The organism is Streptomyces sp. N50 (assembly GCF_033335955.1).
In the GTDB taxonomy this organism is placed as follows: domain Bacteria; phylum Actinomycetota; class Actinomycetes; order Streptomycetales; family Streptomycetaceae; genus Streptomyces.
This window is the reverse complement of sequence record NZ_CP137549.1, coordinates 2,433,338-2,456,146: the sequence shown is the minus strand read 5'-3', so window position 1 is coordinate 2,456,146 and position 22,809 is coordinate 2,433,338. Positions and strand designations below refer to the sequence as shown.

General features: G+C 71.3%; 22 protein-coding genes, 1 other RNA gene and 1 pseudogene. 12 read left to right on the top strand and 12 right to left on the bottom strand.

The window, feature by feature from the left end; translation table 11 throughout:
- Nucleotides 1-3: 3 nt before the first annotated feature.
- Nucleotides 4-636, bottom strand: a complete 633-nt coding sequence (locus R2B38_RS10685; RefSeq protein ID WP_318021635.1) for a response regulator transcription factor — start codon at nt 634-636, stop codon at nt 4-6.
- A 412-nt stretch (nt 637-1,048) separates the two neighbouring features.
- Between R2B38_RS10685 and R2B38_RS10680 the strand changes: the two genes are divergently transcribed.
- A complete protein-coding gene (locus tag R2B38_RS10680; RefSeq protein WP_318016024.1) occupies nt 1,049-2,611 on the top strand; it encodes an alpha-L-arabinofuranosidase B in 1,563 nt (520 codons plus the stop codon).
- On the opposite strand, the gene R2B38_RS10675 is transcribed toward R2B38_RS10680, so the two are convergent.
- The 3 genes from R2B38_RS10675 to R2B38_RS10665 all read right to left on the bottom strand — a co-directional run bounded on the left by R2B38_RS10675 (nt 2,589) and on the right by R2B38_RS10665 (nt 5,666).
- Nucleotides 2,589-3,854: a sensor histidine kinase gene (locus tag R2B38_RS10675; protein ID WP_318016023.1), complete on the bottom strand. Its 1,266-nt coding sequence runs from the start codon at nt 3,852-3,854 to the stop codon at nt 2,589-2,591. The two genes, R2B38_RS10680 and R2B38_RS10675, sit on opposite strands and share 23 nt — an antisense overlap.
- 17 nt (nt 3,855-3,871) lie before the next feature.
- Entirely contained in the window at nt 3,872-4,588 is a 717-nt protein-coding gene (locus tag R2B38_RS10670; protein ID WP_318016022.1) for an ABC transporter permease, read from the bottom strand.
- A 154-nt stretch (nt 4,589-4,742) separates the two neighbouring features.
- Nucleotides 4,743-5,666, bottom strand: a complete 924-nt coding sequence (locus R2B38_RS10665) for an ABC transporter ATP-binding protein (RefSeq protein ID WP_318016021.1) — start codon at nt 5,664-5,666, stop codon at nt 4,743-4,745.
- 280 nt (nt 5,667-5,946) lie between these two features.
- Here R2B38_RS10665 and R2B38_RS10660 point away from each other — a divergent pair, with 280 nt between their 5' ends.
- Genes R2B38_RS10660 through R2B38_RS10650 form a run of 3 tightly spaced genes read left to right on the top strand, consistent with a single transcriptional unit; the run spans nt 5,947 to nt 8,914 of the window.
- A complete protein-coding gene (locus tag R2B38_RS10660) occupies nt 5,947-6,816 on the top strand; it encodes a MaoC/PaaZ C-terminal domain-containing protein (RefSeq protein ID WP_318016020.1) in 870 nt (289 codons plus the stop codon).
- A gap of 39 nt (nt 6,817-6,855) precedes the next feature.
- Nucleotides 6,856-7,932 carry a Zn-dependent alcohol dehydrogenase gene (locus R2B38_RS10655; protein ID WP_318016019.1) on the top strand — a complete coding sequence of 359 codons (1,077 nt, stop codon included), beginning with the start codon at nt 6,856-6,858 and terminating at the stop codon, nt 7,930-7,932.
- Between the two features lie 31 nt (nt 7,933-7,963).
- Nucleotides 7,964-8,914 carry a 3-oxoacyl-ACP reductase gene (locus R2B38_RS10650; RefSeq protein ID WP_318016018.1) on the top strand — a complete coding sequence of 317 codons (951 nt, stop codon included), beginning with the start codon at nt 7,964-7,966 and terminating at the stop codon, nt 8,912-8,914.
- A 72-nt stretch (nt 8,915-8,986) separates the two neighbouring features.
- On the opposite strand, the gene R2B38_RS10645 is transcribed toward R2B38_RS10650, so the two are convergent.
- Together R2B38_RS10645 and R2B38_RS10640 are read right to left on the bottom strand one after the other, a co-directional pair.
- Nucleotides 8,987-9,154 carry a hypothetical protein gene (locus R2B38_RS10645; RefSeq protein ID WP_318016017.1) on the bottom strand — a complete coding sequence of 56 codons (168 nt, stop codon included), beginning with the start codon at nt 9,152-9,154 and terminating at the stop codon, nt 8,987-8,989.
- A gap of 125 nt (nt 9,155-9,279) precedes the next feature.
- A complete protein-coding gene (locus R2B38_RS10640) occupies nt 9,280-10,569 on the bottom strand; it encodes a hypothetical protein (protein ID WP_318016016.1) in 1,290 nt (429 codons plus the stop codon).
- Between the two features lie 198 nt (nt 10,570-10,767).
- On the opposite strand from R2B38_RS10640, the gene R2B38_RS10635 reads away from it, so the two are divergent.
- Genes R2B38_RS10635 through R2B38_RS10625 form a run of 3 tightly spaced genes read left to right on the top strand, consistent with a single transcriptional unit; the run spans nt 10,768 to nt 13,877 of the window.
- A complete protein-coding gene (locus R2B38_RS10635) occupies nt 10,768-11,640 on the top strand; it encodes a Nif3-like dinuclear metal center hexameric protein (RefSeq protein WP_318016015.1) in 873 nt (290 codons plus the stop codon).
- Nucleotides 11,637-12,380: a zinc ribbon domain-containing protein gene (locus R2B38_RS10630; RefSeq protein WP_078652474.1), complete on the top strand. Its 744-nt coding sequence runs from the start codon at nt 11,637-11,639 to the stop codon at nt 12,378-12,380. Before R2B38_RS10635 ends, R2B38_RS10630 begins: the two co-directional genes overlap by 4 nt.
- A 12-nt stretch (nt 12,381-12,392) precedes the next feature.
- Nucleotides 12,393-13,877 (top strand): bifunctional RNase H/acid phosphatase, encoded by a 1,485-nt coding sequence (locus R2B38_RS10625; protein WP_318016014.1) that lies wholly within the window; start codon nt 12,393-12,395, stop codon nt 13,875-13,877.
- A gap of 33 nt (nt 13,878-13,910) precedes the next feature.
- On the opposite strand, the gene eda is transcribed toward R2B38_RS10625, so the two are convergent.
- Nucleotides 13,911-14,552 (bottom strand): bifunctional 4-hydroxy-2-oxoglutarate aldolase/2-dehydro-3-deoxy-phosphogluconate aldolase, encoded by a 642-nt coding sequence (eda, locus tag R2B38_RS10620; protein ID WP_318016013.1) that lies wholly within the window; start codon nt 14,550-14,552, stop codon nt 13,911-13,913.
- 95 nt (nt 14,553-14,647) lie between these two features.
- The gene (gene yaaA / locus R2B38_RS10615; protein WP_318016012.1) at nt 14,648-15,430 is read right to left on the bottom strand and encodes a peroxide stress protein YaaA; all 783 of its coding nucleotides are present in this window, start codon (nt 15,428-15,430) and stop codon (nt 14,648-14,650) included.
- Nucleotides 15,431-15,551: 121 nt separating this feature from the next.
- Here yaaA and R2B38_RS10610 point away from each other — a divergent pair, with 121 nt between their 5' ends.
- Nucleotides 15,552-16,994 carry an RNB domain-containing ribonuclease gene (locus R2B38_RS10610; RefSeq protein WP_318016011.1) on the top strand — a complete coding sequence of 481 codons (1,443 nt, stop codon included), beginning with the start codon at nt 15,552-15,554 and terminating at the stop codon, nt 16,992-16,994.
- Here R2B38_RS10610 and R2B38_RS10605 read toward each other — a convergent pair.
- Both R2B38_RS10605 and R2B38_RS10600 read right to left on the bottom strand, forming a co-directional pair.
- On the bottom strand, nt 16,945-17,529 hold the full coding sequence (locus tag R2B38_RS10605) for a hypothetical protein (RefSeq protein WP_318016010.1): 585 nt from the start codon (nt 17,527-17,529) through the stop codon (nt 16,945-16,947). The two genes, R2B38_RS10610 and R2B38_RS10605, sit on opposite strands and share 50 nt — an antisense overlap.
- Before the next feature lie 33 nt (nt 17,530-17,562).
- Nucleotides 17,563-19,155, bottom strand: a complete 1,593-nt coding sequence (locus tag R2B38_RS10600; protein WP_318016009.1) for an FAD-dependent monooxygenase — start codon at nt 19,153-19,155, stop codon at nt 17,563-17,565.
- Between the two features lie 46 nt (nt 19,156-19,201).
- Here R2B38_RS10600 and R2B38_RS10595 point away from each other — a divergent pair, with 46 nt between their 5' ends.
- The 4 genes and pseudogenes from R2B38_RS10595 (at nt 19,202) to rnpB (ending at nt 22,052) form a co-directional block, all read left to right on the top strand.
- Nucleotides 19,202-19,837: a TetR/AcrR family transcriptional regulator gene (locus tag R2B38_RS10595; protein WP_318016008.1), complete on the top strand. Its 636-nt coding sequence runs from the start codon at nt 19,202-19,204 to the stop codon at nt 19,835-19,837.
- A 49-nt stretch (nt 19,838-19,886) separates the two neighbouring features.
- On the top strand, nt 19,887-20,717 hold the full coding sequence (locus R2B38_RS10590; RefSeq protein WP_318016007.1) for an AraC family transcriptional regulator: 831 nt from the start codon (nt 19,887-19,889) through the stop codon (nt 20,715-20,717).
- Nucleotides 20,718-20,739: 22 nt separating this feature from the next.
- A pseudogene (locus R2B38_RS51285) lies at nt 20,740-21,522 on the top strand (DMT family transporter); the annotation flags it as partial.
- Nucleotides 21,523-21,640: 118 nt separating this feature from the next.
- Nucleotides 21,641-22,052, top strand: an RNA gene (gene rnpB, locus R2B38_RS10575) — RNase P RNA component class A.
- A gap of 126 nt (nt 22,053-22,178) precedes the next feature.
- Here rnpB and R2B38_RS10570 read toward each other — a convergent pair.
- Both R2B38_RS10570 and R2B38_RS10565 read right to left on the bottom strand, forming a co-directional pair.
- Nucleotides 22,179-22,442 (bottom strand): Txe/YoeB family addiction module toxin, encoded by a 264-nt coding sequence (locus R2B38_RS10570; RefSeq protein WP_318016004.1) that lies wholly within the window; start codon nt 22,440-22,442, stop codon nt 22,179-22,181.
- Nucleotides 22,439-22,711 (bottom strand): type II toxin-antitoxin system prevent-host-death family antitoxin, encoded by a 273-nt coding sequence (locus R2B38_RS10565; RefSeq protein ID WP_318016003.1) that lies wholly within the window; start codon nt 22,709-22,711, stop codon nt 22,439-22,441. The genes R2B38_RS10570 and R2B38_RS10565 overlap by 4 nt, the downstream gene beginning before the upstream one ends.
- Between the last annotated feature and the right edge of the window lie 98 nt (nt 22,712-22,809).

Below are 22,809 nucleotides of genomic sequence, written 5' to 3'. Positions count from 1 at the left end.
GGGCTACAACCACCCCTGCTGCCGGGCCTCCCGCATCGCCTCCATGCGGTTGCGGGTTCCCGTTTTGCCGATCGCTGACGAGAGGTAGTTGCGGACCGTCGACTCGGAGAGGTGGAGCTTCGTGGCGATGTCGGAGACCGTCGCGCCGTCCACCGAGGCCTTGAGGACGTCGCACTCGCGGGCGGTGAGGGGATTGGGGCCCGCGCTCAGCGCGGCGGCGGCCAGCGCCGGGTCGATGACCGTCTCGCCGGTCAGGACGCGGCGGATCGCGGCGGCGAGGTCCTCCACCGGGCCGTCCTTCACCAGGAAGCCCGCGGCGCCCGCCTCCATCGCCCGGCGCAGATAACCGGGGCGGCCGAAGGTCGTGAGGATCAACACCCGGCAGTCCGGGGCCTGTTCGCGGAGTTCGGCGGCGGCGTCCAGGCCGCTCATGCCGGGGAGTTCGATGTCGAGGAGGGCGACATCCGGGCGGTGGGTCAGGGCGGCGTCCACGATCGTGTCACCCCTCCCGACCTGGGCGACGACCTCCAGGTCCGGCTCCATGCCGAGCAGCAGGGCGAGGGCGCCGCGCATCATGCCCTGGTCCTCGGCGAGCAGCACTCTGACGGACTTGGCGGGCCGGTGGTCCCGGGGCATCTCATCCACGGGGCAAGAGTAAGGCCCAGGGAGACCCAGGACGGTTGTCAAAAACTCTTCATTGTTCGCGTCCGCGAGTCTTGACGGTCCCCGGCTGCGGGCAAACAATCGCCTCGGCATTCTGCAATCACCCCAGGAATTTCCCGTACCGGGCCGATTCCGGAAACCTTTCGACAAATTTTCGGCAGTTCGACATTTCGATCGCGAATGGGTTCGGCATATCGATCGAACGACGTTCGGTATATCGACCAGTCGCTCGCGCCGCAACTCCGAGCAGCCCGCCCCACCCGCACCGACCACCCGCACCGACCACCCGCACCGACCACCCGCACCGACCACCCGCACTGGCACCCGCACCGACCACCTGTACTGACCACCCGCATCGCCCTACCCGCAACAGAAGAGGTGCACCGTGTTCCCGAGATTCCTCCGCACCCGGCCGCGCCGGCTGAGAAACGCCACCCTGGCCGCGCTCTCCGCGCTCGTCACCGTCCTCGCGCTGGCCGTCGGCGTGCCGCAGGCGTCGGCCGCCGGCTCGCTGCCGTGCGACATCTACGCCACCGCCGGCACGCCCTGCGTCGCCGCGCACAGTCTCGTCCGGGCGCTCTACTCGTCGTACAACGGCTCGCTGTACCAGGTGCAGCGGGCCTCCGACAGTGCCACCGCGAACATCGGTCTGCTGGCGGCCGGGGGGTATGCCAACGCGGCGGCGCAGGACTCGTTCTGTGCCGGTACGACCTGCGTCATCACGAAGATCTACGACCAGTCCGCGCGCCACAACGACCTCACGATCGAGGGCGCGGGCGGTGCCGGTGTCGCCGATGTCGGGGCGCCCGCGGACGCGCTGCCGGTGACCGCCGGCGGGCATCAGGTCTACGGTCTGGAGATCTCGGCCGGCATGGGCTACCGCGACAACTCGACCTCGGGCGTGGCCACGAACGGTGCCGCCGAGGGGATGTACATGGTGACCTCGGGCACCCACGTCAACGGCAGCTGCTGCTTCGACTACGGCAACGCCGAGACCAACAACCAGGACACCGGCAACGGTCACATGGACGCCATCAACTTCGGTACGGAGTGCTGGTTCGCGCCTTGTTACGGCAGCGGCCCCTGGGTGCAGGCCGACCTGGAGAACGGGCTGTTCCAGTCGGACTCCGGGTACAGCAAGAACACGGCGAACACCGGCACCGGAGCGATACCGTTCGTCACCGCTTTGCTGAAAAACAACGGTCAGGACCATTTCGCGCTGAAATCCGGAAACGCGCAGTCGGGGAGTCTCACGACCTCCTATTCCGGGGGTGAACCCACCACGAGCGGTTACTCGCCCATGCATCAGGAAGGCGCGATCGTCCTGGGCACCGGCGGGGACAACAGCAACGGCTCCATCGGCTCGTTCTTCGAGGGCGTCATGACCGCCGGCATTCCGACCGACGCGGCCGACAACTCCGTACAGGCGAACATCGTCTCCGTCGGCTACGGCGGCTCGACCGGCACCACCGGGACGCTGGCAGCCGGTTCGGAAATCTCGCTGCGCGCGACGACCTCGTGCTGCACCGGCGACTACATCCGCCACCAGAACAACGCGGCGGTCCTCTCCGCCATCACGTCCAGCAGCGCGGCACTCGACAAGAGCGACGCCACCTGGATCGTCCGCAGGGGACTCGCCGACAGCTCCTGCTATTCGTTCGAGTCGCGGAACTACCCGGGCGACTTCCTGCGGCACTACAACTACCAGCTCTACCGCCAACCCATGGTCGGCACCGCCCAGTTCAGACAGGACGCCACGTTCTGCGCCTCGACCGGGAAGAGCGGCACGGGCACCTCGTTCGCGTCGTACAACTACCCGACCAGATATCTCCGGCACTACAACTACAACGTCTACATCGCGAGCGACGGCGGCTCCAACGCCTTCGACAGCGCCACCTCCTGGACGGACGACGTGAGTTGGGCCGTCACGGCTCCCTGGGCGCCGTAGCGGCCAAGTCCGCTGCCTCCACGGGGAGTTCGGCGGTGACCGTGAAGCCGCCGCGTGGTGACGGGCCGGCCCGCAAGGAGCCGCCCGCCACCGCGAGGCGTTCCGTGAGGCCCTTCAGACCGGTCCCGCCGATGCCGATGGTCTCGGCGGGGCCGGTCGCGGGGGAGTCGCCGGTGCCGTCGTCGGCGATGGTGAGGCGGACCCGGTCCAGGATGCCGTCGAGGGTGATCTCGCAGCGGGTGGCACGGCTGTGCCGTACGGCATTGGTGACCGCCTCGCGGACCACCCAGCCCAGCAGGGCCTCGTTCTGCGGGGTCAGGGGCGGGCCCGACTGGCGGACCACCGGGTCGATGTCGGCGGCGGACAGGGCGGAGCGGGCGCGGTCCAGTTCGGTGGCGAGGCTGCCCTCGCGATAGCCGGTGACCGCCTCGCGGATCTCGGTGAGCGCCTGCCGGCCCACGGCCTCGATGTCGGTGATCTGGCCGAGCGCGGCCTCCATGTCACGGGGTGCGAGGCGCCGGGCCGCCTCCGACTTCACGACGATCACCGAGAGGGTGTGCCCGAGCAGGTCGTGCAGGTCGCGGGAGAACCGCATCCGTTCCTTCTCGACCGCGCGGCGGGCCAACTCCTCGCGGGCGGCACGGAGTTCGCGTACGGCCTCGGAGAGGGAGAGGATCGCCGCGGTCACCATCGTCGACAGGAACGTGCCGTAGGCGACGTTGATCGCGTCCCAGCCCGCCCGGTACACGGAGACCGCGGCGGCGAGGGCGGTCAGGGCGAGGCCCACCTGGCCGAGGCGCGGGCCGCGGACGACGGCGCCCGTGGCGAGGCCGAGCAGCGGGAAGAAGTAGAGCCAGCTGCCGCCGTAGCCGAGGGCCAGGCCGCAGGTGATCAGGCCCATCACGATCAGCGCCACCAGCGTGGAGACCGCCTGGCGCTTCTCCTTCACGAAGGAGCGGAACACCACATAGATGTAGAGGGAGTTGAAGACGAACAGGCCCAGACCGCCGATCCAGGGGTTGGAGGTCTTGCCCTGGAGGAGGTTGGAGAAGGAGCCCATGCCCATCAGCAGCCACGGCAGCAGGGAGAAGCCGGTCGGCGGCGGGCCCGGATGCTCGGGGTGCTCGCCCTTGCGGCGCGCCTCCTTCTGCGCGACCTTGAACTCCGCCATGTCGGCCTTCCACTGGGCCCGCGCGGCCTTCCACTGCCGCAGCTGGCAGGTGATCCCTCGCATCCAGGTCATCTCTCCCGCTCCCCCGGTCACACGGTCCGCCCGGTCCGGCGGTACGCCAGCACAGCGTACGAACCGAACGCGAGCAGCCAAGCCGTCAGCACCACGATCGCGCCGAGTGCCGGGGCGTGCCCGTCGGTGACGGAGGTGCCGAGTTCGGCGAAGCGGTTGGTCGGGGTGTAGTGGGAGATCGCGCGCAGCCAGCCGGGGAAGAGGCTGATCGGGAACCACAGGCCGCCGATCACCGAGAGCCCCAGGTTGCAGGCCATGTTCGTGACGCCGGTGGTCTGGGAGGTGAGCCCGTAGCCGTTGCCGAGGCCGAGCAGGGTGAAGGGGATCGAGCCGAGCCACAGCAGCAGCGCGATCGCCGCCCACTGCCAGGCGTCCAGCCGTACGCCGTTCACCAGTCCGCCCGCCGCGAGCACCGCGACGATCGAGGGCAGCACGGTCACCGAACCGGTCAGCGCCCGGCCCAGCACGACCTGCCGCGGGGTCATCGGCGTCACCCGCAACTGCCGCAGCCAGCCGATCGCCCGGTCCTCGGCGACCCCGCCACCGGTGTTGAGCGCGGACCCGACGGCACCGTAGGCGGCCATGCCGACCATCGCCGTGGCCTTGTAACCGCTGTCGTCACCGCCGAGGTTCGTGAACAGCAGGTACATCATCACGGGCATCGCGATCCCGCCGATCACGAACCCGACGTCGCGCAGGGTCCGGCGTACTTCGAGGCGCAGGTAGTCGAGCATCACACGGTCTCCGTCTCGGTGGTCGTCATGGTGGGGATACGGCGGTGCGAGGTTGCCGGGGTGGCGTCGAGCGGGCGTCCGATGTCAGTGCGGCCGGTCATCGAACCGGGGCTACGCGTGGTCCGGCGGTCTGCGAGCCGCAGGCGGTCGAGCATCACACCGTCTCCAGCTCGTGTGCCGTCAGGGCGAGGAACGCGTCGTCGAGGGACGCCGGGGTGACCTCCAGGCCGCGGATCGCGTTGCGGGCGGCGAGGGCGATCACGGTCGCGTCCGAGTCGTCGGTGCGCAACAGGGCGCGGTCGCCGCGTACTTCGAGGGTGCGTACGCCGGGCAGCTGGGCGAGACCCTCGGTGGAGCCGCCCGCCAGGTCGAAGGAGACGAGGCTGCCGCCGGCCGCCCGCTTGAGCTGCTCGCCGGTGCCGTCCGCGACGATCCGGCCGCGGTCGATGACGACGATCCGGTCGGCGTGCGCGTCCGCCTCCTCCAGGTAGTGCGTGGAGAACAGCACGGTGTGCCCGCGCCGGGCGAAGGCCCGCATCGACTGCCAGAATGCGTGCCGCGCCTCCACGTCCAGGGCGGCCGTGGGCTCGTCCAGGACGATCAGCGACGGGTTCCCGGCCAGCGCCACGGCGAACCGCACCCGCTGCGTCTGCCCGCCCGACAGCCGGTCCACCCGCCGCCCCGCCAGCTCGCCGATACCGGCCAGCTCCAGGGCCTGCGCCACCGGCATCGGCTTCGGATAGCGCCGGGCGACGAACGCGACCAGCTCGCCTACGGTGACCCGGGGCACCGCCCGCGACTCCTGGAGCATCGCCCCGACCAGGCCGTCGCGTACGGCCGACTCGGGGGCGGAGCCGAAGAGTTCGACCGTGCCGGCGTCGGGCGCGTTCAGCCCGAGCAGCAGCGAGATCGCCGTCGACTTGCCCGCGCCGTTGCGGCCGAGCAGCGCGACCGTCTCGCCGCGCCCGATCTCCAGGTCCACACCGTCCACGGCACGCACCGCGCCGAAGGTCTTGACCGCCCCCGCGAAAGACACGGCAGCCGCTGTCCGGTCCGCCGCCCCACCTGTCTGTGTCATGGCTACGACGCTATGGATCCGGCCCCCTCGCCCGGCAGATGCGCATGTACGGACTCGGGCAGGACAAATGTCACGGGTGCCGGAGCGGACGCCGGTACGGACACCGGAACCGACACCCACCTGACGCACCGTCAGGAGCCTTCACAAGTTCGGGGCGCTCGGCTATACAGAAGGGCGCCGGACTGGAACGCGTTCTAGGTCGGCCCGTGACGACCTCGGTGCGGCCGACGGTGCGGACGGCCGCACCGAGGTCTTCGACCACCGGCGATACAGGAGCCCCATGCCCATCGACGCAGCCCAGGCCCTCGCGGCCGAACCCCGGACCGGCGAGATCTCCTGGACCACCAAGGACGTCCAGCTCTACCACCTCGGCCTCGGCGCGGGCACCCCTGCCACCGACCCCGACGAGCTGCGCTACACCCTGGAGTCCCGGCTGCACGTCCTGCCGAGTTTCGCCACGGTCGCGGGCAACGGCTCGCCCGGCGTCATCAGCGGCCTGTCCATGCCCGGCGTCGAGGTCGACCTCGCCCGCGTCCTGCACGGCGGCCAGTCCCTGCGCCTGCACCGCCCGATCCCGGCCCAGGGCACCGCGACCAGCACCGGCCACATCGCCGCCGTCTACGACAAGGGCAAGGCGGCCGTCCTCGTCATGCGCACCGAAGTCGCCGACGCCGACGGCCCGTTGTGGACCAACGACGCGCAGATCTTCGTACGGGGGGAGGGGGGATGGGGTGGCGACCGCGGGCCGTCCGCACGCCTCGAACCCCCAACGGGCGAGCCCGACAAGGTCGTTGAGCGTGCCATCCGCGAGGACCAGGCCCTCCTCTACCGTCTCTCCGGCGACTGGAACCCCCTGCACGCCGACCCCGAGTTCGCCAAGCTCGCCGGATTCGACCGGCCCATCCTGCACGGGCTGTGCACCTACGGCATGACGCTCAAGGCGGTCGTCGACACGCTGCTCGACGGCGACGTGACCCGGGTGCGCTCCTACGACACACGGTTCGCCGGGGTCGTGTTCCCCGGCGAGACACTGCGCATCCGCATGTGGCGGCAGGGCGACGCCGGAGCCGGAACCGTGCGGGTCGCGGTGAGCGCCGTGGAGCGGGACGACGCTCCCGTCCTCGCCGACACGACCGTCGAACACGCCTGAGCCAGGCCAGAGTTGACCCGAGTTGAGGGGAGCCGCACCATGCTCGCAGCCGTACTGCACGAGATAGGCCAGGACAAACTGGAGGTCCTCGACGACGTCGAGGCGACGGGCTTCGGGCCCGGCCGGGTCAGGATCCGGGTGCGCGCCACGGGGCTGTGCCACTCGGACCTGTCCGCGATGGCCGGCGTACTGCCACAGCCCGCGCCCTTCGTACCGGGGCATGAAGGTGCCGGCGAGATCCTCGAAGTCGGCGAGGGTGTAAGCCACTTGAAGGCCGGTGACCGGGTCGTCGTCTGCTGGCTGCCGGCCTGCGGGGTGTGTCCGGCGTGCAAGCGCGGCCAGACCCAGCTGTGCCTGGCCGGGTTCATGAACGCGGGCACCCCCAACTTCAAGCGCCCCAGCGGCGATGTGTTCGGCTTCGCGGGCACCGGCACCTTCGCCGAGGAGGTCGTCGTCGACGCGGGCTGCGCCGTACCGATCCCCGACGACGTGCCCTTCGACATCGCCGCTCTCATCGGCTGCGGGGTCACCACCGGACTGGGTGCCGCGCTCAACACCGCCGACGTGGAGGCCGGTTCGTCGGTCGCCGTGATCGGCTGCGGGGGCGTCGGCATCTCCGCGATCCAGGGTGCCCGGCTCAAGGGCGCCGCCGAGATCGTCGCCGTCGACCCGGTCGCCTCCCGCCGTGAGGCCGCGCTCAAGTTCGGTGCCACGAAGGCGATCTCACCGGACGAGCTGCCCGACGCCAAGCAACAGGTCACCGGCGGCGAGGGGTTCGACTACGTCTTCGAGGTCGTCGGCCGCTCCGCCACCGCCCGCACCGCCTACGAGAACACCCGCCGCGGCGGCACCCTCGTCGTCGTCGGCGCGGGCGCCCTGGACGACTATCTCCAACTCAGCATGTTCGAGCTGTTCTTCGACGAGAAGCGCATCCTCCCCTCGATGTACGGCGGGGGAGACGTGCTGCGTTCCTACGAGCGCACGATCGCCCTGTGGCGGGCGGGCCGCGTCGACCTGGAGAGCCTGATCACCCACCGCGTCCCGCTGGCCGACATCAACGAGGCCCTCGACCAGATGCGCCAGGGGACGGCCCTGCGCACGTGCATCGAGATCTGACCCCGAACTCCCTCCTGCTGAAAGGACCTTGATGTCACTGCCACTTGAGGGCCTCTCCGCGATCGTCACCGGCGCCGGACGCGGGCTCGGCCGGGCCGAGGCGCTGGAGCTCGGCCGGCTCGGCGCGGCCGTCGTCGTCAACGACTACGGACAGCCGGGCCGGGACGGTTCGGGGGAGGCGTCCGCCGGTCCCGCCGAAGAGGTCGCCGCCGAGATCCGCGCGGCGGGCGGCCGCGCCACCGCCCACACCGGGGATGTCGCCGACTTCCAACAGGCCGCGGAACTGGTCGAGTTGGCGGTAGCCGAGTTCGGCAGGCTCGACATCCTCGTCAACAACGCGGGCATCCTGCGCGACCGCATGGTCTTCTCCATGACCGAGGGCGAGTGGGACGCGGTGATCCGGGTCCACCTCAAGGGCCACTTCAACACGACCCACTTCGCGGCCCGGCACTGGCGCGAACGCTCCAAGGCGACCGGCGCGCCGGTGTACGGCCGGATCGTGAACACCTCCTCCGAGGCGTACCTCGCGGGCTCGGCCGGACAGCCCAACTACGCCGCCGCGAAAGGCGGAATCGTCGGCCTGACCACCTCCACGGCCCTCGCCCTCGCCAAGTACGGCGTCACCGCGAACGCCATCTGCCCCCGCGCCCGCACCCGGATGACCGAGGACGTCTTCGCCGGGTTCGGGGAGGACGGCGACGGCCTCGACCCGCTCGCCCCCGAGCATGTCGCCCCGCTCGTCGGCTACTTGGCCTCACCCGCCGCCGAGCGGATCAACGGCCAGCTCCTCGTCGTCCACGGCGGCATGGTCGCGATCGTCGAACGCCCGCACGTCCAGGCCAAGTTCGACAGCAAGCAGGACATCTTCAGCTACGACGAGCTGGACGCCGTACTCACCCCGCACTATGCGCGGCGACCCCCGGGGGAGACCTTCGCTGCGGCGGAAGTGCTGGGACTCAAGCGGGAATCCGGCGCGGGATGACAGACGGCCCCGCCCGTCCGGAGACGAGCGGGGCCGCGTCGTGCGAGATGGTGCGGGGCGCCTGACGTGTCGTCAGACCGCCGCGTACTTCGACTGCGTGGACTGCTCGGACGGCTTGCGGTGACGGCCGTGGGCGGCCGCGTCGCCGTCCTGCGCCGAGACCGGACCCCGGTGCTTGCCGTGACCGGAGGCGTCGTGTGTGTCGGCAGACATGGTCTGCGCGGTGTTCGAGTCGTTCATCGGAAAGTTCACCCCGTTGCAACATGATCCTTCATACAGCCCGGCGATCTTATCCAGCCGTTCCCGGGGTGACGCGAGGCGGACCGCCGTCCGGAACGAGTTCGTTACCGAGCCGCACCACTTCGTTACCCGACGGCCACCCGGCCGTTGAGCGGCGCTTCCCGCAAGGGCACCGGACGCGGCGCGACCGGCACCGGAGGATCCGGTCGTGACGGCGATGACGGCGACGGCACGGCCTCCCCAGGCGCGCCCCCCGTCCCGTCCCGAACCGGATCCTCCGGGCGTGTTTCCCCCGTACCCCCCACGCCCCCCGTCACCGCAGGGGATCCCGCGTCCCCTGCTTCCCCCGGGCCCCCCGTTCCCCCGGCCCCCCTGGGCACCGCGAACCGCGCCACACCGCACGGCACTTCCGGTGTGGCGTACGGCAATTGCAGCACCCCGTCCTCGGTCCACAGCCCGGCGCCCGCCAACCAGCCCTCGGGCGCCGGGAGTTGGAGCAGCTGCCGCTCGGCGGGCCGCCATACGGCGAACCAGGTGCCGGCCGGCCCGTCGACGCGCAGGGCGACCCCGCAGTTCTCCGGCATCAGCACCTGCCCCGGCTGGATCGCGAACGGCGTCACCGTGCGGTCCGGCAGCCGCAGGCACTCCGGGAACCGCACCGGCAGCGTGGATCCGACCACCCCCCAGCCCAGCCGTTCCCCCCGCCCCGGCGCCGGCGCGTCCGAGCGGATCAGCAGCAGTCCGCTGTCGGGGTCGGCCGCGAGCAGCCGGTCGTCGCTGTCCGCGGCGATCTGCAGCAGCGGCGACACCTCCCCGTCCCGCTCCAGGTCGACCACGATGGCCTTGGTCCGCCCGCCGACCTCCCGGTCCAGGGCCAGCATCCGCCCGGCCCGGTCCAGCCAGACCCCACCCGAACACCGCCCCGGGACCATCGCGAGATGCTCGGGCCCGAACGCCCCGCCCGCCACCAGCCACACGGCGGTCGAGCGCCGGCCCACGGCGAGGGCGTACGCCTTCTCGCCTCCCGGCGCGGGCGGCAGCAGCCGCAGCCGGGTGTCGGGGTCCGGGCACTCGACCGCGCCGAGCAGCAGCTCACCCGTGCCGGGGCCGGTCGGGTAGAGCAGCGAGAACGCGTGCCGCCCGTCGACCAGCCGCCGGATGAGCACCCGCCCGTCGCCCATCGGCTGGACCTCGGTGCCGGGCTCCTCCGGCTGGTTGCCGGGCAGCGGCACGGCGTACGGCTCGGGGCCGTCCAGCGTCCACCGCTCCGGGAACAGGCAGTCACCGGCCGGCGCGAGGCGGGCGGCGTACGCCCCGTCCGCGGTGATCGCACACGCGGTGACATCGGTCCGCGGTTCCCCGCACTCGTCCTCGTCCTCATCGTGAGCCGTGGGCTCGATCGCACAGGCCGTCATGGTTCGGTCACCTCCGGCCACGAAACTAGTTTTCGCACGTACGGACGTGGGACCGATGAGCTGCCGCTTCACCAATAAGGGTGGCCAAGTAACGATTCGCCTGAGGAAACGGGGGCCGGTGTGCTGAACGGGGCCGCGCACCTCCGTACGGCCGGTTCAGCGGTTCAGCCGATCGGTCCAGCCAGGTAGCCTTTCCCCGTGCCCCGTCAGTCCGTACCCCGCCTGTCCGAAGTCATCGCCGCGCTGGAGAACCTGTGGCCCGCCGAGCGGGCCGAGTCCTGGGACGCGGTCGGCACCGTCGTGGGCGACCCGGACCAGGACGTCACCCGCGTGCTGTTCGCCGTCGACCCGGTCCAGGAGATCGTCGACGAGGCCGTGAAGCTGGGCGCCGACCTGCTGGTCACCCACCACCCCCTCTACCTGCGCGGTACGACCACGGTCGCGGCCTCCACCTTCAAGGGCCGCGTGGTGCACACCCTGATCAAGCACGACGTCGCGCTGCACGTCGCCCACACCAACGCCGACCGCGCCGACCCGGGAGTCTCCGACGCGCTCGCGGGCGCGCTGGACCTCAGGGTCGTAGGACCGCTCGTACCGGACCCGACCGATCCTGCAGGCCGCCGGGGCCTGGGCCGGATCTGCGAGCTGGACCACCCCCTCACCGTCCGCGACCTCGCGGCCCGCGCCGCCGAGCGCCTGCCCGCCACCGCGCAGGGCATCCGCGTCGCGGGCGACCCCGACGCCCTGGTCCACCGGATCGCGGTGAGCGGCGGCTCCGGCGACAGCCTCTTCGACGACGTACGCGCGGCAGGCGTAGAAGCTTTCCTCACAGCGGACCTCCGCCACCACCCGGTGTCGGAAGCCCGAGCCCACACTTCTCTCGCGCTGCTCGACGCGGCGCACTGGGCCACCGAGTGGCCCTGGTGCGAGCTGGCCGCCGCCCAGCTCGACGAGATCTCCGACCGCGAGGGATGGGACCTCAGGGTCCACGTCTCCAAGACGGTCACCGACCCCTGGACCGCCCACGCGGCGTCCACCACCACACCTGACTCAATGGGAGCCCCCAACTGAACGCCGCGCCCGCCGACCAGATCCGACTTCTCGACGTCCAGGCCCTCGACGTACGCCTCTCGCAGCTCGCGCACAAGCGCAACTCCCTGCCCGAGCACGCCGAGATCGACTCGCTGACCAAGGACCTCACCCAGCTGCGCGACCTGCTCGTGGCCGTGCAGACCGAGGAGAGCGACTGCGCCCGCGAGCAGACCAAGGCCGAGCAGGACGTGGACCAGGTGCGCCAGCGCGCCACCCGCGACCAGCAGCGCCTCGACTCCGGCGCCGTCACCTCGCCCAAGGACCTGGAGAACCTCCAGCGCGAGATCGTCTCCCTCGCCAAGCGCCAGGGCGACCTGGAGGACATCGTCCTGGAGGTCATGGAGCGCCGTGAGTCCGCGCAGGAGCGCACCGCCGAACTGACCGAGCGGGTCGGTTCCGTGCAGGGCAGGATCGACGACGCGACCGCCCGCCGCGAGGCCGCGTACGAGACCCTCGACGCCGACGAGGCCACGGCCGAGAAGGAGCGCGAGGTCGTCTCGGCGACCATCCCCGCGGACCTCCTCAAGCTCTACGACAAGCTCCGTCAGCAGCAGGGCGGCATCGGCGCGGCCAAGCTGTACCAGCGCACCTGCCAGGGCTGCCGCCAGGAGCTCGCCATCACCGACTTCAACGAGGTCCGCGCGGCGGCCCCCGACACCGTCGTCCGCTGCGAGAACTGCCACCGCATCCTGGTGCGCACGTCCGACTCCGGCCTGTAAGGAGCGCTAGCCGTGCGGGAGTTCATCGTCGAGGCGGACGGCGGTTCCCGGGGCAACCCGGGTCCCGCGGGCTACGGCAGCGTCGTCATCGACGCGACGACGGGGGAGACCCTGGCGGAGGCGGCCGAGTACATCGGCATCGCCACGAACAACGTCGCCGAGTACCGGGGCCTGTTGGCCGGCCTCCGCACGGCCCACGCCCTGGACCCCACCGCCTCCGTCCACGTCCGCATGGACTCCAAGCTGGTCGTGGAACAGATGTCGGGCCGCTGGAAGATCAAACACCCCGACATGAAGCCCCTGGCGGCGGAAGCGGGCCAGATCTTCCCGCCGGACCAGGTGACGTACGAGTGGATCCCCAGAGCCCAGAACAAACACGCGGACCGCTTGGCCAACGAGGCGATGGACGCGGGGAAGCGCGGCGAGCAGTGGTCGGCGGCAGAGTCAACGGCCGAGCTCCGCAGCCCAGGCCCAGCCGACGCCCTTAAGGGGCGCGGACGCGCCGAGCTTTCCAGCACAGGCCCAGCCGATGCCCTTAGGGGCCGCGGGCGCGCCGAGCTTTCCAGCACAGGCCCAGCCGATGCCCTTAGGGGGCGCGGGCGCGCCGAGCTTTCCAGCACAGGCCCAACTGACGCCCTTAGGGGGCGCGGGCGCGCCGAGCTTTCCAACGCAGGCCCAGCCGACGCCCTTAAGGGGCGCGGGCGCGCCGAGCTTTCCAGCCCAGGCCCAGCCGACGCTCCTAAGGGGCGCGGGGAACTGCGCGACCAGCCCCCACCGGCCGCAACTGTGACGACTACCGCCAAGGCCACCGCCGACACCCGCGCAGCCCGCAACGTAGCCACGCCGAGCGCCGGTTGGGCCCCCGCGGACATGGGCGCCCCCGCAACGTTCGTCCTCCTACGCCACGGCGAAACCCCCCTCACCCCCCAGAAGCGCTTCTCAGGCAGCGGCGGCACCAACCCCTCCCTCTCCACCGTAGGAAGAGACCAAGCGGAGCGAGCCGCAACCGCGTTGGCAACCCGCGGCACGATCCAGCACATCATCGCCTCCCCCCTCACCCGCACCAGGGAAACCGCCGCAGCCGTAGCAGACCGCCTGGGCCTACCGGTGACGATCGAAGAGGGCCTGCGCGAAACGGACTTCGGCGCCTGGGAAGGCCTCACCTTCGGCGAGGTACGCGAGCGCTACCCCGAAGACCTGACCACCTGGCTGGCCGACCCCACCGCCCAACCCACCGGCGGCGGCGAGAGTTTCGCGGACACGGCAACCCGAATCGCCGCCACCCGGGACAAGTTGACGGCGACCTACGCGGGCCGCACAGTCCTCCTCGTCACCCACGTCACCCCGATCAAGACGTTCGTCCAACTCGCCCTGGGCGCCCCACCGGAGTCCCTGTTCCGCATGGAACTCTCCGCGGCGTCCATCTCAGCCGTGGCGTACTACGCCGACGGCAACGCGAGCGTACGACTCTTCAACGACACGTCCCACCTACGCTGACCGCAACCCCACCTACGCTGACCGCAACCCCACCTACGCTGACCGCAGCCCCGCCGCCGCCCGCGCCAGCGCCTCGACCCGCCCCCAGTCCCGCGCGGCCACCGCATCCCCCGGGATCATCCAACTCCCGCCCACACAACCGACGTTGGGCAACGCAAGATATTCCGGCGCGGAGTCGACCCCTATCCCCCCGGTAGGACAGAACCGCGCCTGCGGCAACGGCCCGGCCAGCGCCTTGAGATACGCCGTACCCCCCGAGGCCTGAGCCGGGAAGAACTTCATCTCCCGCACCCCGCGCTCCAACAGCGCGACCACCTCGGACGTGGTCGACACCCCCGGCAGGAACGGCACCCCGGACCCCTGCATCGCCTCCAGCAGCAACTCGGTCCACCCGGGACTCACAAGAAACCGCGCCCCGGCCGCCACGCACTCCTTCACCTGCCCCGGAGTCACCACGGTCCCGGCCCCCACCACGGCCCCCGGCACCTCACCCGCGATGGCCCGCAAGGCATCGAGCGCGACCGGCGTCCGCAAGGTCACCTCGATCGCGGGCAACCCGCCCGCCACCAGCGCCCGCGCGAGCGGCACCGCGTCGGCGACGTCCTCGATGACGACGACGGGCAGCACAGGAGCGAGATCGAGCAGGCCGGAGGAAGGCCACGGCGAGGAAGACATGCCCTCATCCTGCCGAGCCGATGCACCACACGCAAAGCCCATTGCACACACTGCAACGAGCCCGCTCGAAACCCCTCAGTGGCGCTCGAAAATCCTTAGTGAATCTCGTCCACCAGCACATCCAGCGCCCAGGCCCGCCCCGCCTGCGACGGCGCCTCCGCCTCCACCACATACCCCAAGTCCCGCAACGCCTCCACCAGTTCACCCGGCGTCCCGGGCGCACCCGCCGAGGTCAGCAGACTCCGCACGATCCGCCCCTTCGTCGCCTTGTTGAAGTGGCTGACGACCTTCCGCGTCGGCGCATGCAACACCCGCACGGTCGCCGTCCGCCCCGCGACCTCCCCCTTCGGCTTCCACGCCGCCGCGTACGCCGCCGACCGCAGATCCAGCACGAGCCCGTCCCCGGCGACCTCCGGCAGCACCGCCGCCATCGGGGTCCGCCAGTGCGCGCCCAACGCCCCCAGCCCCGGCAGCCGTACCCCCATCGAGCAGCGGTACGACGGAATCCGGTCCGTCACCCGCACCGCGCCCCACAACCCGGAGAACACGAGCAGCGAGCGCGCGGCCCGCTTCTTCGCGGCGGGTTCGAGCGAGGCCAGGTCGAGGGCGTCGTAGAGAACCCCCGTATAGATCTCCCCGGCGGGCCGCGCACCCGCCGTCCGCAGGTCGACGTTCTTCGCGATCTCGCCGCGCAGCCCCTCGCTGAGGCCGAGGACCTCGCGTGCCTTGTCCTCGTCGGCGGCGCACAGATCGACGAGTTCGTCGAGTACGGCCGCGCGGGCGTCGGCGAGGCCCGGCAGGGAGAGCGATTCCGGCTTGAGGGGGGCACCGCGGCCGGAGGAGGCCTTGCCTTCGGACGGCGGCAGCAGGACGAGCACGGCGGGTTTCTCCTTAGGGGACTTCTGGCAGGGGACTTCAGGCGGGGCACTTCTGGCTTACGTGGGGGGCCTGCGCCAGCGTAAAGGGTGCGGGCCTGCGGATTGTGCCTACGCTCGTGTCATGCCCAGCCGCCGCATCCGGGTGACCGGCACCCCCGAAGCCCCGCTCCGGGCCGCCCTCACCGCACTCCGCACAGAACTCGGCGTACCCGAGACCTTCCCGCCGGAGGTGCTCGCGGAGGCGGAACGTGCGGCGAAGTCCCCGCCACCGCCCGCCGAGGACGCGACGGACATCCCCTTCTTCACCATCGACCCGCCCACGTCCATGGACCTGGACCAGGCGATGCACCTGTCCCGTAGGGGTACGGGTAGTACGGGTGGTTTCCGGGTCCGGTACGCCATCGCCGACGTCGCCGCCTTCGTGGTCCCCGGCGGCGCGCTGGACGCGGAGGCCCACCGCCGTGTGACCACCCTCTACTTCCCCGACGAGAAGACCCCGCTGCACCCGCCCCTGCTGAGCGAGGGCGCCGCGAGCCTGCTGCCGGACGTGACCCGGCCGGCGGTGCTGTGGACGATCGACCTGGACGCGGATGGCCGTACGTCCGCCGTCGACGTCCGGCGCGCGCTCGTCCGCAGCCGGGCCAAACTCGACTACGCCACCGCGCAGCGGCAGATCGACGCGGGCACGGCGGAGGAGCCGCTCGCGCTGCTGAAGGACATCGGCGAGGCACGCGAACGGCTGGAGGTGGAGCGCGGCGGCATCTCCCTCAACGTGCCCGAACAGGAGATCGTGGAGCGCGACCACACCTACGAACTCGCCTACCGCGCCCCGCTCCCCGCCGACGGCTGGAACGCCCAGATCTCCCTCCTCACCGGCATGGCGGCGGCCGACCTGATGCTCAAGCACGGCACGGGCGTCCTGCGCACCCTCCCCACGGCCCCGGACGGCGCCGTCGGCCGCCTCCACCGCACCGCGCACGCCCTGCACATCGACTGGCCGCACCACATGTCGTACGCGCGGCTCATCCGCTCCCTCGACCCGCACCTCCCGCACCACGCGGCCTTCCTCCAGGAGTGCACGACCCTGCTGCGCGGCGCGGGCTACACGGTCTTCCGCGACGGCAACCTCCCGCCCGTCACCACCCACGCGGCGGTCGCCGCCCCCTACACCCACTGCACGGCGCCCCTACGGCGGCTGGTCGACCGCTACGCCTCCGAACTCTGCCTGGCCCCCTCCTCCCCACCCGCCTGGGTCCTGGCCGGCCTCGACGCCCTCCCCAAACAGATGGCCGACGGCAACCGCCTCGCGGGCACCGTCGAGCGCGAGTGCGTCGACATCGTCGAGGCGGCCCTGCTGAAGGACCGCGTCGGCGACCTCTTCGACGGCTATGTGGTGGACGTCGAGGAACGCCAACCCACGGTAGGGAAGGTGCAGTTGGACACCCCGGCCGTCGTCGCCCGCCTCGAAGGCGGCGCGACCCCGCTACCGTTGGGGGAGCGCCTGCGCGTCCGCCTCACCCAGGCGGACCCGGGCACGTCGAAGGTACGGTTCGCGCCCGCCTGACCGCTTCCAGACGGGTCTGTTCCAGACGGACCTGTTCCAGATGGGTCTGAAGGGTCGCTACGACGCGGTCGGCGTCGTCGGCGTGGAAGCGGACGGTGTCGACCTCCCGCCGTCGGCCGAGGAGCGTGAAGTGGGCGACGGGCACGGCGAGTTGGAGGGTGACGGAGGTGCGGAAGCCGACGGTGAGGTCGAGTTCGCCGTCGGCGCGGCGCCGGGCCGCCCGCAACTCGCCCCGGGCGGAGGCGATATGACCCAGCGGGACGAGCACATCGGCGCGTGCGGGCCGCCGGAGCCGTAGACCCTGGGTGTCCAGCACATGCGGGCGGGCGACAGCCGCCGCGTGCAGGGCGGCGACGGACGCGACCGCGAACAGGCCCAGGACCGGCACCACTTGGTGGAGCAGGGGCCAGTCCCGCAGCAGGACCGACATGGTGAGCGTCTCCAGGACGCACGCGAGCGCCGACCCGGCCACCATGGCCCGTCGCGCCCGCGCATACCCGAACACCTGCCCGCCGCCTGCCCAGTTGGTCCTCATGGGGTCAGTGCACATGCTGACGTCGCGGCAGTGTCAAGCGCCAAGCGGCGCGCCGAACCACAGCCGCAGGGCGTCCGAGGGGTCGTCCTCGGTGCCGTCCGTGTCCGTCGCCCAGGCGGTGAACCCGTCCGGGCGCACCAACAGCCCGGCCAGTTCAGGGTGTTGGGGGCAACTGGTGGTCAGCACGTCCACCAGGCTCTCGTAACCGGTCGCGCGGGCACGGAGTTTGGGGTCGTCGGCGAGGTCGAGGAGGAGGGCGCGGCCGGTGTGGAGGTGGTCGCCGAGGCGGGTGCCGTCGGCGAGTTCGAGGTCGGGGGCGCTGCGGCCGGTCAGCGGGTGGTCGCCGGGGAGGTCGTAGCGCTGCCAGGCGCCGGAGATCCGCTTGACGAAGTACGTCGTGCCGTCGGCCGTCCCCGCGAGGTCGCTGACGATCCCGCGCAGGGCACGGGCGTGGGCGTCGGGCCGCATGACCGCGATCTGGGCGCGGGTCCAGTCCAGCACCCAGGCGCCGATGGGATGCCGTTCGGCGGTGTAGGTGTCGAGCAGGTCGACGGGTGCCCGGCCGCTGATGACCAGGGCGAGCTTCCAGCCGAGGTTCATCGCGTCGCCGACACCGAGGTTGAGCCCCTGTCCGCCGAACGGCGAGTGCACGTGCGCCGCGTCGCCCGCGAGCAGCACTCGGCCCGCGCGATAGGTGTCCGCCTGACGGCAGTTGTCGGTGAACCGGGTCGCGGTGTGCAGCTTGTGCACGGTGACGTCGACCCCGGTCACGCGGCGCACGCTGGCCTGCAACTCCTCGGTGGTGACCGGGGATCGGCGGTCGGCGGGCGGCCCGTCGAACTCGATGGACACCATCCGCCCCGGCATCGGGCCGTAGGTGTACATCCCGGTGGCGGTGGCGTTCCAGCCCTTGCTCAGCCCCTCGGTGCCGGTCATGTCGGCGATCGCCTGGTAGCCGGTGATCTCCGGTGCGGTGCCCGGGAACTGGATACCGGCGAGCTTGCGCACGAGGCTGCGGCCGCCGTCGCAGCCGACCAGCCAGCCGGTGCGGATGGCCTGCGGCGCGGAGCCGTCCGTAGGAGCGAGGTGGACGGTCACCCCTTCTTCGTCGGCGTCGTAGCCGGTCAACTCGACCTGCCTGCGCACCTCGACGCCGAGTTCGTCGGCGCGTCGGCCGAGCAGGCGCTCCAGCGGGGCCTGCGGGACGAAGCGGCCGACCTCGCCGGGCGGACCGACCTCGGCGAAGGCCGGGTCCGAGGTGTCGAGCAGATCGGCCCGCAGGGTGATGCCGGCGAAGTGCCCGGCGGACTTCGGCGGCGGGGCGGCTCCCTCACCGCCGCCCTCGCCACCGCTCTGCGTCCGCAGGAACTCCTTCATGCCGTTCGCCGTCTCGGCCTGCACCTCGGTCAGCGCGGGGAGCAGCCCCCGCCGGTAGAGGGAGACGGCGGTGAGGGTGTTGATCCCGCCCGCCTTGATCGTCTCGTCCACCTCGGCCAGCCGCTCCGCGACCAGCACGCGGGCCCCGCCGAGCCGCAGCTCACAGGCGAGCAGCAGCCCGATGGGCCCGGCTCCGGCGATGACGACGTCGTAGTTCGTGTCGGTGTTCGTGTTCGTGTCAGCGTCCATGGCTTAAGTGTAGTCACTAAAAAATTATGTTGGCTACACTGTTCTCATGAGTGGCGGTGAAGGTGGGGTAGAACTCTCCCTGCGGGAGCGTAAGAAGCGGGCGACACGGCAGCGGATCTCGAACGTCGCCTCCGCGCTGTTCCGGGAGCGCGGCTTCGACCAGGTGTCGGTCGCGGAGGTCGCGCGCGCCGCCGAGGTGTCGACGATGACCGTCTTCAACTACTTCCCGCGCAAGGAGGACCTGTTCCTCGACCGCATCCCGGAGGCGGTCGAGATGTTCAGCGGGGCCGTACGCGACCGCGCCCCCGGCGAGACCCCGCTCGCCGCGCTCCGCCGCCTCGCCCTCGAACTCCTCGACCGGCGCCACCCGTTGGCCGGCCCCGACAGCGGATTCCCGGACTTCTGGGAGGTCGTGGCCGACTCGCCCGCCCTGCGCGCCCGGGGCCGCGAGGCCCTGGAGGAGATCGAGAACGCTCTGGCCGCCGCCCTCGCCGAGACCGCCCCGGACACCCCCGACCCCGCCCTGACCGCGGCCCTGACCGTCGCCGCGTACCGCACGGTCTACGTCACCACCGCGCGCCGCGTCTTCGCGGGAGAGGGCGCGGAAGGACTCGTAGCAGACCATCGGGCGCGGATAGGCGCGGCCTTCGACGCGTTGGAACGGGCGCTCACCCCGGCATGACACGCGGCCCCCGCGCGTTGCACCCTGTGGAGGGAAGGGGGTGCGGCCGGTGAGCGCACGTGAGCAGGCGCTGTGGACGAGGGCGAGACTGGGCCGCTGCGGCCCGCCGCTCGACCTCCTGACGGCCCGCTTCGACCGGCACGTCTACGCCCCGCACGCGCACGAGGAGTTCACGATCGGCGTCTGCGTCGGCGGCTCGGAACTCATCGACTACCGCGGCGGCCGCGTCCGTGCGACCCCGGGCTCCATCGTCGTACTGGCCCCCGGCGAGATGCACACGGGCGGCCCGGGCAGTGCCACCGACGGCTACGCCTACCGAGCCCTCTACGCAGACCCGGGACTGCTGACGGACGGCATCCTGGGCGCGGCCCTCCCGCACTTCCGCGAGCCGCTCCTCGACGATGCCGAACTCGCCGTGGCGCTGCGCTCGGCGCACACCCAACTCAGCGTCTGCCCCGACCCGTTGGAGGCGGAGTCGCGTTTGCCGTGGCTCCTGACGGCGCTCGCCCGCCGCCACTCCACATCGCGTCCGGCGCCGGACGCGATCCCGGGCGCGGCCTGGGTGGCCCACGCGGTGCGGGACCGCCTGGCGGACGAACTGCTGACGCCGCCGTCGCTGTCGTCCCTGGCGGCGGACTTCGGCCTGTCCCGCTATCAGCTCCTCCGATCCTTCCGTACGACGATGGGGATACCGCCGTACGCCTGGCTCGCCCAGTACCGGGTGACCCGGGCGCGCGGTCTGCTGGAGGCGGGCGGGCGGCCCGCCGAGGTGGCGGCGCAGGTGGGCTTCGCGGACCAGGCGCATCTGACACGGTGGTTCCGGCGGGTGCTGGGGGTGACGCCGGCGGCGTACCGCAACAGCGTTCAAGACTCCCGATGAGGTGGCGACGCATCCTCGCCGTATGACTGCACGCGGCTGGTTCCTGTTCTCCCTGATGGGAGTGGTGTGGGGCATCCCCTACCTGATGATCAAGGTGGCGGTGGACGCCCCGCTCTCCCCGTCCATGGTCGTCTTCACCCGCTGCGCCCTGGGCGCCGTACTCCTGCTTCCCTTCGCCCTGCGGCAAGGCGGCCTGGCCGGGACGGTCCGCGCGCACTGGCGCCCGATGCTGGCCTTCGCGTGCATCGAGATCATCGGCCCGTGGTTCACGCTGACGGACGCGGAACGGCACCTGTCCAGCTCTACGGCGGGCCTGCTGATCGCGGGGGTACCGATCGTGGGCGTGCTCATGGCGCGCTTCTTCGGGGACGCGGAACGGCTGGGGGCGCGTCGGGTGGCGGGCCTGGCGCTGGGCCTGGCCGGGGTCACGGTCCTCACGGTCCCGCACCTGACGGGCGGCGACGCGCGCTCGCTGGCGGAGGTGCTGCTGACGGTGCTCGGCTATGCGACGGCGCCGCTGATAGCCGCCCGCTACCTGAAGGACGTCCCGACGCTCCAACTGACCGCGCCCTGCCTGGCGTTGGCGGCGATCGTCTACGCGCCCGCGGCGGCGGTGACCTGGCCCGCCTCGGTCCCGTCCCCTCAGGTCCTGGCGTCCCTCGCCGGCCTGGGCGTGATCTGCACGGCGGTGGCGTTCGTGGCCTTCCTGGAGCTGATCAAGGAGGTCGGCCCGACCCGTTCGACGGTGATCACGTACGTCAACCCGGCGGTGGCGGTGGCGGCGGGCGCGCTGTTCCTGGGGGAGGACCTGACGGTGGGCATCGCGGTGGCGTTCACGCTGATCCTGGCGGGGTCGGTGCTGGCGACGGCGGCCACCGGTCCGCGGGGCGGCGCCCGCCCGGTAGCATGGTCGACACGGCAGACGAGCCGGGCGGACGGCCGCGTGGAGTGCCCCTAGGGGGACTTCCCGAGGAACGTCCGGGCTCCACAGGGCAGGGTGATGGCTAACGGCCACCCGGGGTGACCCGCGGGACAGTGCCACAGAAAACAGACCGCCGGAGATCTCGGTCTTCGGTAAGGGTGAAACGGTGGTGTAAGAGACCACCAGCGCCTGGGGTGACTCAGGCGGCTAGGTAAACCCCACCCGGAGCAAGGTCAAAAGGAGCGCCGCCGTGAAAAGCGCGCTCTGCGCGGACGTTCGAGGGCTGCCCGCCCGAGTCCGCGGGTAGACCGCACGAGGCCGGTGGCAACACCGGTCCTAGATGGATGGCCGTCGCCGGGGAGACCGTGAGGTCTTCCCGGACACAGAACCCGGCGTACGGCCCGGCTCGTCTGCCGGCGGGGCTTCGCGGAAGTTCCTGTGGAAGTGTGCACGCGTGGGCATACGGGGGCGGTGCGACGGCCCTTCGATTGTGTGCCGCTGTAGGGCGGCAGGGCCGCTGGGCGGCTGCCCTGGCCGGCCTAGTCGGTGTAGTGGTATCGAGCTTTGAGGATCTTGACCTCTTTGTTGTCGGCTCGGTAGACGAGGCGGTGTTCGTCGTCGATGCGGCGCGACCAGTAGCCGGAGAGGTCCCCCTTCAACGGTTCGGGCTTGCCGATGCCGTTGAAGGGATCGCGCTGGATCTCGCCGATCAGGCGGACGATGCGGCGCACCATCTTGCGGTCGGTCGCAAGCCAGTGCTGGAAGTCGTCCCAGGCGGCCGGGTCGAAGTCGACGTCCCTCACTCGTCACCGGTCAGTTCCTGGAGTTCCTCAAGGGTTTTGGTGACCCCGGTCCGGCCCGCACGGTCGCGGGTGACGGCTTCCATGAGGCGGCGGGCGTTGGCCGGCGAGCGCAGGAGGTAGATGGTCTCCTGCCAGGCGTCGTAGTCCTCTGCCGACATGAGGATGGCGTCGCCGTTCTTGGAGTGAATCCGTACCGGCGCGTGGTCGTCGTTGACCTTCTTGATCAGAGGGAAAAGATCCTTGCGCGCCTCGCTGGCGGTAAGGGTCATGGCATACGTCCTCTCACGGAGTGGTACTTAATATCGTACCGGACTGGTACGGAAATTCGTACCGGTTGGAGAGGTGGGCTTCGGGTTGGTGTGCACGT